We start from the raw sequence: 16543 nt of genomic DNA on the forward strand, positions 1-16543 counted from the left end.
TAGCCAGCAGCCAATCTCTACCGTTTCCCCCCTGTGAACGGATAGTAGTATAGGCAGCCGCGGGGATCTCAAGTAAGGTAGCTTCACACTAAATCTGGGAACCAAGCCAGGCCCAGGGACCTCAACCGAGGTGGCCCATGAATCCGTCGTCCCCTCGCCTGAAAGTATCGATATCCCGAATCAGGCTACTGCCAACAGACAGTGCAGTTGTCGGCGCATGCATGTTCATGCGTACTCTGCTGGCCGAACGGCCGGTCACTTCAGATTCTTTGGTACAAGCCCATGATGAGCGGCTGATTGACGCCGTCGTTCTTCGAGTCGACGAGTTGGTCAGCAACGCTGTCGTGCACGCCGAAAGCGATGTCGAGGTCATCTGCCGCATTGAAGAAGGCCGCGACACAGGTACCGAAGTCGAGGTCATCTGCCGGATCGACGACGGCCGCTGGCCGCTCACGCCCTGGCTGGTCACAGGGGGTTCCTCGCGTCAGAAAGAGGAAAGTGCCGCCCTCCCAGAGCTGGAGCAACATGCGGGTGAAGGGGGCGCAGAGGTCGCCCACCAGCTGGCAGCGACCACTGAAGAGACATGCTACGGCACAGGCAGCCCCGGCCGGCAGGCGTACGCACCCGCTGAATACTCAATGAGATTCCGCCTGAAAGTACCGGCAGATGAAGGGGAGACGCTCAGTACCCATACGGATGCTCGCGAGCACAGCCCGCCCACCATGGCTCCGGACGTAACTACAGCAGCGCCGGATGGCTCTACTCTGCATGTTCAGCACGAAGGTCTCGGTCACTCATTCCTGGCGGAGGCAAGCGAACTGCTCGCCGGTCAACTCGATGAAGATTTGGTGGCCGCACTCGCAGGGCAACTCCTGGTGCCCAGGGTTGCCGACTGGTGTGGAGTATGGCTGAGCGGGATAAAGAGCCAGATGCGGCTATCGCGTGTCTGGCACGCGGATGAACAGCTCATCGAACCGTTGCGGGAACTACTCGAAAAGAACCCGCCCCCTTACACGCTTCGGGCAGGGGGGTTCCCCCTGCCCACGCTGGCGGGCGTCATCAATGCCGACAGGGGAAGGGCAATTGCGCTCCCGCTGGTGGCGGGCGGCTCCTGCCAAGGCGTGATTGTTCTCGGCAGCGCCAATCACCGACAGGCTGCCGGTGTGATTCATCAAGTCGAAAGCATGGCCAGGCTCGTCGCCCAGGCGGTTGTCACAGCGCGCCAGTACTCTCGGCAGACCACCATCAGTCGGGCACTGCAGAGCAGGCAGCTGCCTGGTTCGCTTCCGTGCGTGCCAGGGCTCGATACGGCAGTCACCTACGAGCCGCATGAGGAGGCACAGACCGTCGGTGGGGACTTCTACGACCTCTTCCCCAAGGGGGACGGTCGTTGGTGCTTCCTTCTCGGCGATGTACAGGGCAAGGACCCCGAAGCGATGTCCCTCACGGGGTTGGCCCGTCACATGGTGCGCTTCTTGGCCGGCGAGGGTCACAGCGTCGAGACCGTTCTCCAACGGCTGAACGTTGCCCTGACGGACGACGGCGCCGAAACCGCGGCCTGCGGCGGAGAGCATGCATATGGACGCTTGCTCACCCTGCTGTACGGGGAACTGGAGCCGGACACGGTTTCCGGCGTCGTGCATTGCAGGCTCGCCAGTGCCGGTCACCCACTGCCCCTGCGGTTGTTCACGAACGGCACGGTGGAGCCTGCGGCGGAGCCGCAGATCCTCCTGGGTGTCGATCGCAACGCACAGTTCAGTGCCGATTCCTTCGACCTCATGCCCGGCGAGATAATGCTGTGCGTCACCGACGGCGTTACCGAACGCCGCAGAGGCACCCAGCAGCTCGACGACGACGACGGTCTGCAGAACACGCTGCGCCGGTGCACCGGCCTGAGCGCCGCGGCCGTGGCGAACCGGGTGCGGCAGGCCGTGTACGACTTCAGTACTGAGCCGGTCGGGGATGACCTTGCGATCCTGGTCGTGAAGGCTCTGCCGCCGGCAGCGCCGATGAACGTGCCCAACAGGCCGACGCCCAGAAGAGGTGTTAACTGACTGCCGGCGAGCCACTGGGACAGCGGTTATTCGGGTGCCTCGATACACATCGGAAGCCACTGCAACCTCACTGTCGTTCTCGCCTCCGCCGCCGCCGAAGAGGCCGCGAGGGTGCAATCGCTTGTAGGTCTGTATGCGAGGTCGGCAACGATCTCATTGCCGACTGTGGCGACCAGACCTTCGACGTGTGAGGGGCGCGGCGTTGCGTGGACCGTTCCTTCGAACCATCGACAAAGACGGTTCCTGCACGTGCCAGAGCGGCCGGACGATAGTGCAAGGCCGACGCCGCCACCATCGCATCGCATCGATGGATGCGATCTGCACCCTGCGTCTGGCGGAGTCGTGATCGCGGGCAGTCATGGCCACCCCGTGCCTCCCCTCAGGTGCACGCCTTCGGCACACCACCGTACGAGGTGGGATTCTCCGAGCCAACCCAGTTGCCGCAGGTGCAACACCAAATCCAGCGAAGATGCATCCACCAGGGCCACAGCAGCAAGAGCCCCACACCGCGGGATTCCGAGGCCGGTGACCCGACAGCGTTGGCAACGGCTAACTGGACAGCCGGCCACAGCAAACGCTCCAACCCAAAGGGCGGGCCGGAGCCCGCCGCACACGCCGCTCAGGTACTCGGTGTCAACGCTTCCTGCAACGGTCCGGCTACCGTAAGACACCGATTCTGCTCGGGCCTGCTGGCCGCCTCGCCCGCAGGCTTCAGGATCTAAGCCGGCCGGCTGGGCAACGCCAAGGCCGATCAAGCGTTCGCCGTACCGGGCCCGGCACGCCACCGGACGGATCGAGGCCGCCACTCCGGGAAGGGAGTCCTCTCTGTCGCTGATCGGCCCCCCACTGACGGAGGACAGCCCTCAGGCCGTCCAGGAGTCCTCACAACGGCTCGCCACCAGCGACTCCCCCACTGGCCGTCGTGCAGCCGCATGGAAGCTCCCGCCGACCTGTCCGCGCCATCGCCCCGCGGCAGCCTCTGCCTGCCGCCACAACGCAGCAGGCAGCAAGCCCTACGCGGAACAAGAAGAGCTCCCGCGCGACGGCAGATACCAACTCAACCGACTCAAGAACGAATTGCCGGCTTCTGCACTGCATGATGCGGCTGACGGCCCGCTGATCGCGGCCAATTAAGTGAGCTGCATCATGCCTGGCCCCGGGGTCCGCGAACCCAACCCTGCCAACACATCTCAAACCCCGCGAAAGAGCATCGTGATCGTCACGGCCCCCACCCCCGGACACTGGAACCAGCTATACGGCACAACGTCGAGTTGAAAGTCACCCCGCCCGCCCGAACCCGGTGCGGTTCAGGCAACCCCCATTCCGCAAATGCGCCGGGCTCCATAGCCTGACACCGCCTGGTACTCGGTGGCAGTGGTTCAGGAGGTGATCACAGGTGGACGGCCCCCTCATAGAAACGGTATCGGAGAGGTTCGAGATATGGATCAAAGGAGGACAAGGGCCGCTCTCGCAAGTCCGAACCGCCTGCCAGCAGCTCACCAGGAACGCAGGATGGCCGCCTGAGAGTCAGGGAGACCTGACTCTCGTGGTGTCCGAGCTGGTGACCAACGCCTACCGCCACTCATCGGGTCCCTGCAGGCTGAGTCTGGAAGTCTCAGGAGACGAAGCAGTGGTCGAAGTATGGGACAGTGATCCGCACATTCCCGCCCTGCCTTCCCTGTCCACCGCCCCGCCTTCCGAGGCGGCCCTAGCTTGCGGTGGTTACGGACTGGGAATTGTCGCCTCATTGTCCAAGTGCCTCGATTTCCATCCTCAGGAAGTCGGCGGAAAGACAGTCAGGGCCGTCCTCATTCCCTAGCCTCGATCCTTCGTGACGGCTTGCCGCTTCATCTGGTGGGCCGTTTCGGCTTGTTGGACGGGGTGCGGGCAAGCCAGTGAGCCCTTTCCAACCTGGCTGTGGCGTCGGGGTGTTGGTGGGCATGGGCTGTACGGAACGACGAAGCTCCTGGTAGACGGGTGCTCGACCAAGATCACCCGTGTCCGCCAGGAGCTTCGCGTGCTTGTCTACCCGTCGTCGATCGCTCTGTCCAGCCACACGCTGCGGCACCTGACCCGGCAACTGGCCGCTCACCGGCGGGAGATCGGCACGCGATGGCGGCGCCTGCCCGTCGGCCGTCAGGCCCTGCTCGCCCTGGCCCACCTGCGATGCGGCGACACGTCCGCCCAGCTTGCCTCCGGGTTCGAGATCGGCGTCGCGACCGTCTATCGCTACATATGCGAAGCCGTCGAAGTACGGGCCGCGCCCACGCTCAGACCCTGGCCCAGGCAATGACGACCGTCCGGACGAAGGCGTACGTGATCCTGGACGGCACCCTCCTGCCCATCGACCGGAACGCCGCCGACACCCCGTACTACTCCGGGAAACACAAGCGCCACGGCATGAACGTCCAGATCCTCACGGATCCATTTCGGCCGACTGCTGTGGGCTTCCGCGGCCCTGCCCGGCTCCACCCACGACCTGACCACCGCGCGCGAACACGGCATCATCGACGCGCTCGCAACAGCAGGGCCAAAAGTGCTGGGCGGACAAGGCGTACCAAGGGGCCGGCCGCCATGTCCGCGTACCTTTCCGGGGCCGCCGGCTCAAGCGCTGGAAGCGAGGGCACAACAGCACCCACGCCGAAACCCGGTGCCTCGGCGAGCAGGCCATGGCCCTCCTGAAGGGCTGGCGCCTGCTACGCAAGCTCCCCTGCAGCACCAACCGGATCACCGACATCATGAAGGCCGTCCTCGTCCTTCACCACGCCTCAACCTGAAGTTGGAAAGGGCTCAGTGGCCCGACTGTCGCGTCGGGTGGCGCCGGGTTCCGCGGCTCCGGCGTGCGGGTTCTGGTCGTAGGGGTGGGTTGTGACTGCTGGTCAGCCGGGGTTCGCAAGGGCCTGCAGTCGTTCGATCGCGTCGGTGATCACGTTGGTCCAAGTCCAGTGCGTCGCGAATTTCAGGTGCCGGCGGCGGGCTGTGGTGACGAGCTGGGCGGCGGCGGAGAACAGAGGGGATCCGCAGGCGGCGGGGCTCCCAGAGCCGGGCCCAGCCTGTCAGGGCCGGCATCGGCATCCAGGCGAGCAGGTCCAGGGCGAGCTGGACGATCTCCAGCCAGATCTGGTTCTGCGCAGTGTCGTGGAGGGGCAGGTTGCGCAGGCCAGTGGCATTGGGCTCCTCCAATGCGGTCCTCGGCTCTTGCCCGCTGGCGGTGGCGCAGTTCGAGGCGGTTGCGATCGCCGCGTGGGTAGTGTTGGTGGCGAAGCAGGTCGGCCGCAGTCCGTCGGCGTCCGTGAAGCGCAACTGGGCGCCGGGGTGCGGGCGTTCTTTGCTGACGATCAGCCGCATTCCCTGCGGCCGGCCCTTGACTACGTCGCCGTCGAGCTCGGCGGCCCAAGCGCCGTCACGGATCTCTGCGCCGGGTTCGGTGGCCGCCCTCCAGGCCGGGCCGGGAACCTTCAGGACGGCGTGGTGGATCTGCTCGGTGATGGTCATGCCGACCGAGTACGACAACCACCGGCCGCGTCTGGCCGGCCAGGCCACGAACTCGTGGGTGCCGCCGCCGGAATCAGTCCGGATCAGTGTCTGCCGCTCGCGCCGGTACTTCTTCGGCAGCTGGGCCAGGGCGAGTTGGGCCAGGGCGAGTTGGGCCGTGGTGATGTGGTCGACGGCGGTGTTGCTGCCCGCGTTGCCGGCCGCAGCAGAGCGGCGACCGGCTCCCCGCTGCCGCCTCGGCCGTGGTCGACGAAGGCCATCAGCGGGTGGTGCCCGAACGTCTTCTTCCAGGTCGCGGCGGCGTCCCGCTCCTCGGAGTGGGCCAGCACGAGCACCCCGTCGAGAGACACGAAGGCCTCTTGGTTGGCGGAGCGGTTCCTAGACAGCTCCACTCCACAACTGGAGGCCTTCGTCACCTCACAGGTTCAGACCATTTCGTCGCACGAACTCAACCAACCTGCCTGGGCATTACAACCAGGTACACGAGTAATGCCACCCGGAACATGTCGGCGCGAAGCGGTTCGCCGAGGTGACTCACTGCGCGGTCGACGGTGTAGCAGTCATCGCAGCGTCCCGACCGACGCGCAGGTCGGAGCCCCGGCCAGTGGGAGGCCGCGACATTGAACGGTGGTGCGGAACCGGCCCCCTTATCGCGGACGCCAGGTGCGGATCTCGAGATGGGTGATGTGGGCGCCAGGGTGGACTACGGCCGGTCTCGACAAGCCACTGTTGGACGGCGGCGGTGACGTCGCCGCCTGCGGCGTCGACGCGGCGGGCAAAGTCCGCTGCGTCGAAGCCGCCGGTGGCAGCGGAGCCGTAAGAGCGTTCCTCGGTGTGGTCGGCGCGCTGGATGACGTCTCGGCGGCTGCCGGGTGAGTCAGTGCGGCTGCCGGAGGCGAGAATGTAGCCGGCCGGTCTTCGGCATGCGGAGGGTGAACGCCAGGCGCAGTCCTTGCCGGGCGGCTTCGGCGATCAGGGGCCGCAGGCGGGCGGAGCCGGAGGCGATGGCTTGGACTCCGGCGCGACCGGTGCCGGTGCCGGTGCCCGTGGGGGTGATGAGGACGGCTTTGGTGCGTACGCGTGCTCGGGCGCCGGAGGCGGTGGTGCGGCGGGTGATGCGTGGGGCGGCGATCGCGGCGAGTTCGGCGGGGTCGGTGATGCCTGCGGTCTGTACGGCGGCGAGGACGTGGGTGAGGGCGGGGACGAACGCGGCTTCCTTTGCCGCGCGTGTAGAACTGGGAGACCAGCGAGGCTTCGCGGTTGATGATGCGGGCGATGTCCCGCTTCGTGAGGCCTGGAGCTGGTCGGCGAGGCGTGCGGCCTCGTTCAACTGGCGTGCTGCGGGGCGGCGGTTGCGCGGACGCCGGCATCACGCCTGCCCGGTGGTGCGGGCGGATTGGAGGACGGCGCGGCCCCTGTCGCGCAGGGCGAGGAGTTCGTCTTCGGTGGTAGGTGCGGGTACCGGCCCGTTCAGCTGGCCTTTGCGGAGGTAGTCGCCGGGCTGGCCGTGGTAGGGCCAGTTGTGGGGCTGGGTGAGGTAGACGGCGTCGGTGCGGAAAGCAACGACGGTTTTGGGCGGGGCGTGCAGGGCGCCGACGTGGGTGGTGTCCTCGCGCATGCGCTGGGAGAGGAGGGCGGCGCGGGCGCCGGACCAGATGCTGGCGGCCCATTCGGGGTGGGCGTTGGGGTCGCGGGTGAAGCCGGCGGGCCGCTGCCAGGTGATGGTGTCGTTGTCGAAGCCGATGATTTCGGCGTCGGGCGGAACGTCCCGCTCCATGGTGCGGGGGGTGGTGCCGGTGACCATGCGGGGGCGTTGGGCGAAGGAGCCGATGCCGTACAGGAGCAGGGCGCACACCGCGCGGGAGGCGAGGTAGCCGTCGGCGAACTGGCCCTTGGTGGGGGATCGTGCGGGTCCACAGGTCACGGCCGGTCTGCGAGGGCGAGCCCATCAGGACCGCATCGGGCCAGTGGGCGCGCAGCGCCTTCCACAGCAGGACGAACGCGTCGCGGACGACGGCAGGGGTAGCGCCGGTGGTGTCGAACCACTCCCCCACCGACCGGATCTCGACATACTCATCGCCGTTCTCGCGCTGGTAGCGGCCGACGGGGTTACGGGCATGGACGAAGTGCCCGGCCATCCGGTCCTTGCCGCGGCCGGTGTCCGTGCGCCAGCCCGGGATCGGGACGTTCAGCCAGGCGGCGACAGCATCCCGAAGGAAGGGCTGCTGGGGCGGCCATCCCAGGGCCGTTCGCGCCGCCTTCCAACCCCGCTCCCCCACGAAGACGCCCCGCCGGATACGCATCTGGAGCAACTGACCTGTATGCCGTGGCGGTTCGGCGACGAGCCACCGGCACCGGACGAATCACAGGTGTGGTCGGTGGCCGGCCAGACATGACCCATGCCAGATGCTGCTGGCCGTGCGGCGCGGCGTGTAGCTACCTGTCTGGAGAGCGTCACGATCGCTTCTTTCGTGGCACAGGCAGAGGCGGGGCGCCGGCCAGGTGTTGTGCAATCCGGATGATGGATAGACGGCCAGCGCGGGGAACTTGCTTCGTTTCAGATCACGCCGATTCGCGGTTCCATTCAAATGGAAGTTAGGATCGCCGCCAAATGGCAGGTCGACCGGCAGCGAGCTGTCAAGAAAGTGCCCGCGCCCAGGCGTTGGCACAGCAGGAGCGCGCCTTTCGTCAGGCGCGGGGATGGACGCGGGAGCGGCTGGCGAGGGGGACACAGTCATGCCGGGCCCGGAGGCCAGCGGCCCTCTTGCAGGACCGCGAAGAACGTAACGGCGGAAAATTGTCGGTCTCGCTGGGCTCCTCCCGCACCTACGGGGAGGTGGCCGCACCTGTCCCCGCCCTCGGTGAAGAAGCCGGCGAGATTCGCCAAGCACGTGACAGTCTTCACACTGCTCGGCCAGGCCGGAGTTCCGCCCGACCTGCGGCCTTGTTGCCCGGAGCAGGTCGCGCGGCGGTCACGACGAGTTGGTGCCGGCTTCGATGATGACCTGCACGGGGGTGCACGGAAAGCGAAAACCCCCGGCACCGGTGCAACTCCGCTCCACCTGCCGCCGTGGCTGCTCGCAGCGGACGACTCCCGTGCCGAGCCGGATTCTGCAGTGACCGGCGTCACCAGAGCTTGCCGTCGTAATCAGGCAGCTTGAACGCCCGCTCCGCGTGGCCGCCGACTAGGTCCGTCACCGTGTTTCCGATATTCGCGACGATCGTGTACCCGTCCCGCTCAATCTCCTTGCGTTTGGCCGTCTTGAACTCGGCCGGGCTCTCGAGAGCCTTCGTAACCGGTCGGCTGTAGAGGCCGTCGACAGGGTATCCGGCATGCCGCAGATTAGCCTTCGTCGCTGCATCCGCGATCTCCGTACGGGCCGTGACGAAGAAAATCTTGACGCCGTTCGAGCGGGCTGCCACCACGACCTGCAAGACAGCCTGGACCGGCGGGATCGGTAGTTCGTCCGCGTAGGCGGTCTCCAGGGCAGAGTTGTCAATGTCCAGGACTATCGCAGCACGCTCACTCGGTTTGAGGCTCCGCGTGCGCGCGTGCAGATAGGCACTTGCCCGATGCGCGACCTCCTGAACGTCCTTCTGCCAGATCTCGTAGGGAACGTCCGACCTGCCCGGCAGGTCAACTGACGAAGAATCGGGGCTGGAAGGGAGAGCCGTCGAGGACGCATCGGCGAAGGGGGCCGTCGTCACCGTGATGACGACCGCACCAAGTGCCGAGATAAACACGTTAGAGCGAACAGGCATGAGTGCATCTATCCGTTCCGCTATGGGGAATTGGCTCAGAAACGTAGCCCAGAATCATGCTGCGAGCGTGTAACATATACGGCTCGTTCCTTACAGGGGCAGCCCTCGGGGCGGAACTGGGAAGTCCGCTTTACGTGACGTAAATTACTCCCGCGGAACTTTACGCAACGGCAGGTGCAGGCCGAGCAGTTGAGGGGAATGCTTCTGTCCTCAGGTGCCCCTCCGGCCTGCGTAGTTGAGTGCTGCCGCAGCAGGTGGTGCGTGGCGCGTCGCGGGCTCCACTGAAATACCCGTCGCCGCTAGACCGGAATATGATCCTCCGCGCCCGGGTCACCGCCTGACCACGATATGCGAGGAGATGAAGGGGGGATGTAATCGGCCCATGGGAAGCCTTGGCCTGCCGCAGGGCCGGGCCCAACCTCACAGGGCCATACACCTGGGCCGAAGTATGGCTGACCCTGACGGTGCGACAGAAAGCGGTCCGCGCTCTACCGCCCAAGCATCCGGCGTATCAACGAGTCTGCGACCAGCGGCCGGACGTCGTCCATAGTGCGAACGAGAGGTCAAATACGTGTCCAAATGGTCAACCCGCCTCCTTCTCACGGCAGTGACGGGCACTCTGGTGTCAGTGGGCACCCTCGCCGTGACGGCCCCGGTAGCAACCTCGGCAAACATGAGAAACCCTTCACCGGCTCCGGCGAAGCCTTCACCTGCTCCCGAACCCTTGAGCGTCCGCACCATCGGCTCCTTCACGAAGATCTATGACGACTCGGGAACCGGCGCCGACGATGATGTCGCCGTCTGGCGGCCGGACCTGGGCAACATGCCCGGCTACCACTCCCTGGGCGACGTCGCTATGAACGTCCACGACCGAGCGCCCGCGAACGCGTTCGTCGTCAAGGGTCCCAAAGACGCATTGGAGCCCCCGACCGACTACCAACTGATATGGAGCGACCACGGCTCAGGCGGAGACCAGGACGGATCGCTGTGGCAACCGATTGCGCCTCCCGGCTACACATGCCTAGGCGGCGTTGCGGCCCACGGCTACAGCAAGCCGTCCACCGACGTGGTCCGCTGCATCAAGACGGTCTATACCGCGCCGGGAACGCCTCGAAAGGTGTGGGACGATGAAGGCTCGGGAGCGGAGATGGACGTCAGCATCTGGGAGGCCGCTCCCATCGATGCCCACGGTCTGATCGTCTCCGGCTTCGTCGCGCGCACTTCGCACGAACAGCCCGGAAACGCCGGCCTGTACCGGGTCCTCAACAAGACCATGACCGACATACCGGCATTCTCCGCGACCCCTGTCACCCCCAAGACTGCCCGCGCCATGGCCCCCCGCATATGGCTGGACTCCGACGAGCAGTACTTTCCTGCTGACGTCGAGGACTTCCTCCCTCACGTCCGGGAGGAAGACGGCTACCTGGTCACCAAACAGCCGCTCGGATGCGACTCGTGCACTGACCCCAGGTTCCTTTACGGACAGCGCCCCTACGAGCGCGACGTCCCCGCCTACGCACAGATCCTCAACCGCACCCAGGACGGTGCCCCCACCACCATCACAGACATCTTCTACTGGATGTTCTACCCCTACAACCAGGGCAAGGAAGTGTGTGTCGGATGGGATTCACCGGCGGGCTGCATCGGCGGAACCAAGAGATTCGGTAACCATGTCGGCGACTGGGGCCACGCCGCCATCCGATTCGTCGACAACCTGCCCCACCAGCTCTTCCTGAGCTCACACTCGGGAGGCACGCAGTACTTCTATGGAGACAAGAACGTCGAGCTCCACAACTGGCAGCCGGTCGCATACGCAGGCCGCGGATCCCACGAGCTATACGCAACGCCGGGCAGGCACGTCTACCACGAACTGCCCCAAGGCGGAGACCTTGCCGACGACACCGACCAAGGCATGATGTGGGACACAGCAGCGGCGCTCGTTCCATACCAGTGGCAGCCGCTCGGCTCGTACAAGGGATCTCTATCCTGGCTCAACATCACCAGCCGCTGGGGCAACCCTGAATCAGGGTGCCTCCCCATCATCGACCAGTGTGTACTGGAAGACGGCCCCACCGCGCTCATGAAGCGCGACTACGCCCAACCACCTCTGACACCGCTCGAATGAGACTATCGATGCAACCAGGCTGCCGACAGCCCGTGGTCACGGCGGGCCAACGCCATAACCAGCACCGTGTCCCGGTGTGTACAACCGCTCCCAAAGACTGAGCGGGCGTGAGTCCTGCTACCAGGACCCGTGCTCAGCCGAACACCCCGAACGGCCCGTTCGGCAGGAAATTGCCGGCGCACGCCAACCACACCGGCGCGCTCAACGCGCTCAAGAGGACCGGGCTGGTCCTCCGCACGGAGGCTTACAGGCCACCTCCCGATCCGCGTAAGAACGAGACGCCGCGCCCCACCTGGCGGCGGGCTTCGGCGTGTCCGCCACGACTGCTTGGCGCTACATCGACGAGACCGTCGATGTCCCGGCCGCCTGTGCACCGGGTCTGCGTGAAGCCCTGGTGGGTCTGAGCGAGGGCGATGGTCCCGCCAATTCTGCGATGATCCTGCCGAGTTGATCCCATGAGACGCCCGTGCAGAAACGATGCGCGAGAGCCATACGGGCCAAGGGTCGCTTCACAACTTTCCCAACCCGTACGGCTCGCCACATGTACTACAGGGGTGATGCGAGAGCTTGCTGGCGGCGTTGCTCGTAGCAGGTCCGTTTGCTGATGGTTTGGTGGATTCTGCGCCATGCGGACTGGGCGAAGACGAGAGCAGGAGTGTGGTGAACGTGCCAGGCGGCCTCGCGGAGGAGTCGGCGGATCCTCTCGGCGGTGTAGTCGATCAGACGCCCGGTCACCCCGACAGCTGCGGGGACGGCGCCGCTATGACGGGGTGGGCATCCAGGTCCGGGGCATCCTGCTCACGCACCTCGGCTGCGTGTGCGGTTCGGGCGGCGGTGACCGACAGGAACGCTAAAGCCGCTACGGACGAGGTGACATGGCGATGCCACTGGTCCCAGCCGCGGACCTCGTACTGGTCCAGGCCGCAGTCGGTTTTCGCGGTCTCAAAACAGTCTTCGACCGACCACTGCAGCCCTGCGACCTGCACCAACGTGGTCAACATGGTGGAGGGGCGGGCATGCACGGCGCAGTAGGCCAACTTGCTCGGTCGCTGATGGAGCGGCGGACCAGCATCAGGTGCGTCCAACCCCGACGCGGACCCCGGCCTCGGACGGCCAGGCCACCTCGGCCATGGCCCAGTCGTAGTACCGCTCGCCCTTCGCGCCGTGGCCGCACGAGCGGCGCTCAAAGAGCAGCGGCAACCGGGAGACCAGCAGGTCAACCCTCATGGGCTTGGCTTGGTGTCCGGGGTCTGCACGGTCTCGTCGCAGCCCACCGCCATCAGTAGCCGGCCCGGCGGCGTTCGAGTGCGGCCCGCAGCTTGCGGTCTTGCCCGTAGACACTGTCGGCGGCCACCCACCCGAACGGCACCTTCGCCCGCGCGCCCGCTCGACCATGCGTCTGCCCAGCTCGGGCTTGGTGACCACTTCTTTGCGGCGGTCGGCGGACACCCCGGCACTCTCACAGCGCGCAATGTCGCCGGCCCTGTGCTTACCGAGGTACAACTCGCGGTCGATCAAGGCCCGTCCATGCTCGTTCGCGTACACGCGAACACTGCTACCTGGCAGTTCTCCGTGTTCCCGTTATCCCGGCGTCTGCGCGGCGACCCCGGCCGACATCTTCCCCTTCTTGAGGAACGCGGTCTCATCCAGTACGCGTTGCCACTACACGCAGCGCGGCCACACGTTCGTGGGACGGCCCGGCAAAGACCGCCCCACGCCCAAGCCGTTGACCAGCACGAATGAAGAAGTCCGGCTGGAGTATTAGCCGTGGCGCATGGTCGAGGCGGACGAGGCCGACCCGGCGCAGATGCTGCCGCACCGCGGGTCCGATGGAGAACTGTTCGATGCGGAGCACCGGCCGCTGTGATGCGACGCCGCACGCTGCTGCGGGATGAGAGCACCGCCTGGAAGGCGATGGCTCGCGAGACCTGCGGACCTCAATCTAACCTCCGCCGCCGCCCTTCAAGGACAGACCGCCGAGGAAGCCGCATGCATCGCGCCGAAACCACCTGCGGGCGGGCCGCAAGTTGATGCAACCCATCCTCGACCGGTACATCGCCGACGCCGAACCCTGCCGCCGGGCGCCTGGCGCCGCTGGGGCGTCGCTCGCGGCCCGTACGTCCGCGCGTTTGACGAGAAGGCTCGCGCCGGACTACATGATCCCTTTCCAGTTCCAAGGTCGGGGACCGCGGCGGCCGCGCAAGCAGTCCACTCGGTGTTGGGCCTGTGCTGCCCACTCCGGGTTGCTCGCGGCGTGCTGAGCAGCGTAGGTGACCATGCGTAGTTCCCGGGCTCCGGCGAGGGTGCGGTAGCCGGGCCATGTGGTGACGTCGATGCCGTAAGCGTCGCAGAACGTGGCGTACTGCTCCCGGGGGACGGCGCCTGTCGTCGTCATGCGCACGGCGGTCGAGACCAGGTCCCATTCCGGCGGGCCGACGGACATCCGCTCGAGGTCCATCATCACCCGGCCGGTGGCCGTGCGGACCAGGTTCCCAGGCCATCCGTCGCCGTGGATCACGCACTCCGGCAGCCCAGCCGGCCGCTTCTCCCATGCCACTGCGAGGCCTTGGTGAAGCTCGTGGAGCCAGCGTCGATCGTCCTCGTTCAGCGTCGTGGCCGCCTGCAGACGCTCACCGACGCGGACGAAAGGATCGAGGTACCCGAGGTCGAAGTCCGGTTTCGGCAGGGCGTGGAGCTGCCTGAGCAGCAGTGCCACGTCAGTTTCGGTGCCGTGCTCGTGCGCGGGCAGCTCTCCCCAGAACGTGACCGGTCGCCCGTCAGCCTCAACTGGCTGCTGTACATCGATCGGCCGTACGGCGCGGACGCCACTTGCGGCGAGCCACTGAGCTACCCGGACTTCGCGGCGGGCCGCCGCAGCTTGGCCCGGCCGGGCAATGCGTACGATCACACCTCCCGGCAGGCGCCATATCTGGTTCTCGGCGATCCGAACGGGGACGGCCGTACTCGGGTCGAGGCCGACGGTGGCACACGCCTGCTGTAGAGCGAGGAGAGCGGGTGCGGTTGCAGACGTCGTCATGCCCGCACGGTAGCGGCGATCCGCTCCCGCAGGTCAATGGCGTCGCTGAGCTTGGCGTGGGCGCCGGCGAACCGCCCGAGCTGGCGCAGGTCATCAACCGCGCGCCGCGAGGTCAGGCGCCCCACCTCGTCCAGGGCGTCATGGCCGATCACGGCGGCCTGACGCGGATCCCCCGTGGCCATCATCAGGGACGCCAACTTGGTCCTTGAGATCGCACGAGATCGCGCGAATGCCGGGTCGTGCCCCTGAACGGCCGCCCAGAATCGCTCTCCCGCCTTCCCGGGGTCCTGGCCGGCAAAGACCGCCAGATCAAAGAGGGCGTGAGCGGTATCGCCGGCATGCTGCGCGTCGTCGTAGTAGGCCATCCACTGCGGGTCTTCGGCAGCGTTTCGATCGGCGAACGCTTCGTCCGCCTGCCCCACGGCGGCCAAGGTGTCCCGCACGTTCCTCATCCTGGCGAACGCCCGGGCACGCGCAGTGTGGAGCATCGCCCGCTCGGTGGGCGTCAGCCGGTCGGAACGGACCAAGCCCTTCTCCGCGTGGGTCAGGCCCTCGTCCGGCTCGCCCACCCACACGGCCTGTCGCGCCAGGAAGGAGTACGTCTTGGCGCGGAGGTGCCAGTCGCCTGCCTCCTCCGCGCACTCGGCAGCGAACTTCCACGTCCGCCGGGCGTCATCGTGGGCGTACGCGTCGAACGCGCTTGCGCCGACGACGATCCCGAGGCGGGAGACGGCCGCGAACAGGTCTGGGCGCAGGACGTCGGGGCAGTCCGCATACAGCAGGCCGGCGGCCCACTGCATGGCGCGGCTGGAGACGTCCCGGACCATCCCGCCGCCGCCGTACGAGTTGTCCCAGCGGCTGATGCTCGACGCGACACCGAGGACCTGGTCTATGTCGAGCGGCCTGATCGTGTCGGGCTGCTGAGCGGGAGTGGACGGTGAAACGAGTTGGACAAGGTCTATGGGGACGAAGGCAGCGAGGCTGCTGGCCTGGAGGAATTGGCGACGGTCCACGGGCGCAGGACTCCCGGTCAGAGGTGGCGGTGCATCTCCTCCCAGGATGCGGCCTTGAGTGACCTGAACACTTCGTTCCTCCGGTGGAGCAGCCGGCTTATCGGCATCGCGCCGCTTCTTATCGGCATCGCCAAACACCATCGGCCAGGCCCGCGCGAAGACGCCGCCCGTATCCAAGACCTCGTCGAGCTGTGCGGCGAGCGGCTGCTGACAGCTCGGATACTTCCCCTTCTCGATCGCCAGGATCACATCGTCGCTGACCTGAACTAACCGGCCCAGCTGCCGAGCTGACAGGCCGTCCAGCTTCCGGCGATGACGCAGCTCGCTGCCGAACCAGGCTCCGGGGGATTCCCCCGGGTTGAGCTGCTTCTCCGGCTGCGGCATTCCTTCGCCCCTCTTTGACTCCATGATGCCGATTAGTGGAGATGTCGGCATCAGACACTGCACGTTCGCTCTCCGCACTGCCTCAATAGTTGCTGAACGGGAAGGGACCAGTACACACCGCAACTAGGCCTCGTACACGGGGTTCTGGACGAACGAACGGAACTGCGATGAATCAACTCGCCGAAGCCCCCGCGGCTGCCGCCCATGCACTAACGGTCAGTATTCCGGGGCAGTTGGAGATGACTCTCGACGCGACGCCGAGCGCCATCGCCCCGGTTCGGCACATCGTGGCCAGACACCTTCAGCTGTGGGGCGACGGCTTGGACACGCTCACCGACCGGGCCCTCCTTGCCGTGAACGAGTTGCTGGCCAACGTCTGCGAGCACACCGCAGGGGATCGGAGCGGCCGACGGAGCGCAGGCCTGCTCGTACAGCGGATCCCTGACGGCATCTGCATCAACGTTCGTGACAACGACCCTCGACAGCCGGCCCTACTCAGCCCCGAGGACATCGACGAGAGCGGTCGTGGCTTGCTCCTGGTGCGCGCTGTCGCCGACGGCTTCGGTGTCTCGCCCAACCCAACCGGCAAGGACGTGTGGGTCTCCCTCATTCAGCCGCCGGAGAACGTCGAGTCACCGACTCGCTAGCGCCGCCTCCCCATCGCAGCCCACCC

The 16543-nt window shown here is 66.4% G+C and carries 14 protein-coding genes and 2 pseudogenes; 7 read left to right on the top strand and 9 right to left on the bottom strand.

The window, feature by feature from the left end:
• Nucleotides 1-137: 137 nt before the first annotated feature.
• From AB0D12_RS36095 to AB0D12_RS36105, 3 genes and pseudogenes are all read left to right on the top strand, one after another.
• Nucleotides 138-2054, top strand: coding sequence for a PP2C family protein-serine/threonine phosphatase (locus AB0D12_RS36095; RefSeq protein ID WP_362692772.1), 1917 nt, complete (start codon nt 138-140; stop codon nt 2052-2054).
• A gap of 1396 nt (nt 2055-3450) precedes the next feature.
• Complete coding sequence (locus tag AB0D12_RS36100) at nt 3451-3873, top strand: ATP-binding protein (RefSeq protein WP_362692775.1); 423 nt, start codon at nt 3451-3453, stop codon at nt 3871-3873.
• A 198-nt stretch (nt 3874-4071) separates the two neighbouring features.
• Nucleotides 4072-4831: pseudogene (locus AB0D12_RS36105) on the top strand (transposase family protein).
• Nucleotides 4832-4844: 13 nt separating this feature from the next.
• Here AB0D12_RS36105 and AB0D12_RS36110 read toward each other — a convergent pair.
• Both AB0D12_RS36110 and AB0D12_RS36115 read right to left on the bottom strand, forming a co-directional pair.
• Nucleotides 4845-5714 (bottom strand): transposase, encoded by an 870-nt coding sequence (locus AB0D12_RS36110; protein ID WP_362692842.1) that lies wholly within the window; start codon nt 5712-5714, stop codon nt 4845-4847.
• A complete protein-coding gene (locus tag AB0D12_RS36115; RefSeq protein WP_362692778.1) occupies nt 5633-5941 on the bottom strand; it encodes a hypothetical protein in 309 nt (102 codons plus the stop codon). The genes AB0D12_RS36110 and AB0D12_RS36115 overlap by 82 nt, the downstream gene beginning before the upstream one ends.
• Before the next feature lie 271 nt (nt 5942-6212).
• Between AB0D12_RS36115 and AB0D12_RS36120 the strand changes: the two genes are divergently transcribed.
• Nucleotides 6213-6425 carry a hypothetical protein gene (locus AB0D12_RS36120; RefSeq protein ID WP_362692781.1) on the top strand — a complete coding sequence of 71 codons (213 nt, stop codon included), beginning with the start codon at nt 6213-6215 and terminating at the stop codon, nt 6423-6425.
• A gap of 1 nt (nt 6426) precedes the next feature.
• Here the strand turns inward: AB0D12_RS36120 and AB0D12_RS36125 are convergent, their stop codons facing one another.
• The 3 genes from AB0D12_RS36125 to AB0D12_RS36135 all read right to left on the bottom strand — a co-directional run bounded on the left by AB0D12_RS36125 (nt 6427) and on the right by AB0D12_RS36135 (nt 9311).
• Nucleotides 6427-6879 (bottom strand): hypothetical protein, encoded by a 453-nt coding sequence (locus AB0D12_RS36125; RefSeq protein ID WP_362692783.1) that lies wholly within the window; start codon nt 6877-6879, stop codon nt 6427-6429.
• Nucleotides 6880-6918: 39 nt separating this feature from the next.
• The gene (locus tag AB0D12_RS36130; protein ID WP_362692786.1) at nt 6919-7473 is read right to left on the bottom strand and encodes a hypothetical protein; all 555 of its coding nucleotides are present in this window, start codon (nt 7471-7473) and stop codon (nt 6919-6921) included.
• A 1202-nt stretch (nt 7474-8675) separates the two neighbouring features.
• Nucleotides 8676-9311 carry an HAD family acid phosphatase gene (locus tag AB0D12_RS36135; RefSeq protein WP_362692789.1) on the bottom strand — a complete coding sequence of 212 codons (636 nt, stop codon included), beginning with the start codon at nt 9309-9311 and terminating at the stop codon, nt 8676-8678.
• Between the two features lie 724 nt (nt 9312-10035).
• On the opposite strand from AB0D12_RS36135, the gene AB0D12_RS36140 reads away from it, so the two are divergent.
• Together AB0D12_RS36140 and AB0D12_RS36145 are read left to right on the top strand one after the other, a co-directional pair.
• Nucleotides 10036-11436: a Vps62-related protein gene (locus AB0D12_RS36140; protein ID WP_362692792.1), complete on the top strand. Its 1401-nt coding sequence runs from the start codon at nt 10036-10038 to the stop codon at nt 11434-11436.
• 292 nt (nt 11437-11728) lie between these two features.
• A pseudogene (locus tag AB0D12_RS36145) lies at nt 11729-11830 on the top strand (transposase family protein); the annotation flags it as partial.
• 337 nt (nt 11831-12167) lie between these two features.
• Here the strand turns inward: AB0D12_RS36145 and AB0D12_RS36150 are convergent.
• The 4 genes from AB0D12_RS36150 to AB0D12_RS36165 all read right to left on the bottom strand — a co-directional run bounded on the left by AB0D12_RS36150 (nt 12168) and on the right by AB0D12_RS36165 (nt 15870).
• Nucleotides 12168-12437 (bottom strand): hypothetical protein, encoded by a 270-nt coding sequence (locus tag AB0D12_RS36150; RefSeq protein ID WP_362692795.1) that lies wholly within the window; start codon nt 12435-12437, stop codon nt 12168-12170.
• 70 nt (nt 12438-12507) lie between these two features.
• Nucleotides 12508-12663, bottom strand: coding sequence for a hypothetical protein (locus AB0D12_RS36155; RefSeq protein WP_362692798.1), 156 nt, complete (start codon nt 12661-12663; stop codon nt 12508-12510).
• A 925-nt stretch (nt 12664-13588) separates the two neighbouring features.
• The gene (locus AB0D12_RS36160; protein ID WP_362692801.1) at nt 13589-14473 is read right to left on the bottom strand and encodes an aminoglycoside phosphotransferase family protein; all 885 of its coding nucleotides are present in this window, start codon (nt 14471-14473) and stop codon (nt 13589-13591) included.
• Nucleotides 14470-15870: a helix-turn-helix transcriptional regulator gene (locus AB0D12_RS36165; RefSeq protein ID WP_362692804.1), complete on the bottom strand. Its 1401-nt coding sequence runs from the start codon at nt 15868-15870 to the stop codon at nt 14470-14472. Before AB0D12_RS36165 ends, AB0D12_RS36160 begins: the two co-directional genes overlap by 4 nt.
• Nucleotides 15871-16037: 167 nt before the next feature.
• Between AB0D12_RS36165 and AB0D12_RS36170 the strand changes: the two genes are divergently transcribed.
• Entirely contained in the window at nt 16038-16517 is a 480-nt protein-coding gene (locus AB0D12_RS36170) for an ATP-binding protein (RefSeq protein WP_362692807.1), read from the top strand.
• The last annotated feature ends 26 nt before the right edge of the window (nt 16518-16543 follow it).

The organism is Streptomyces sp. NPDC048479 (assembly GCF_040651435.1).
Lineage (GTDB): Bacteria > Actinomycetota > Actinomycetes > Streptomycetales > Streptomycetaceae > Streptomyces.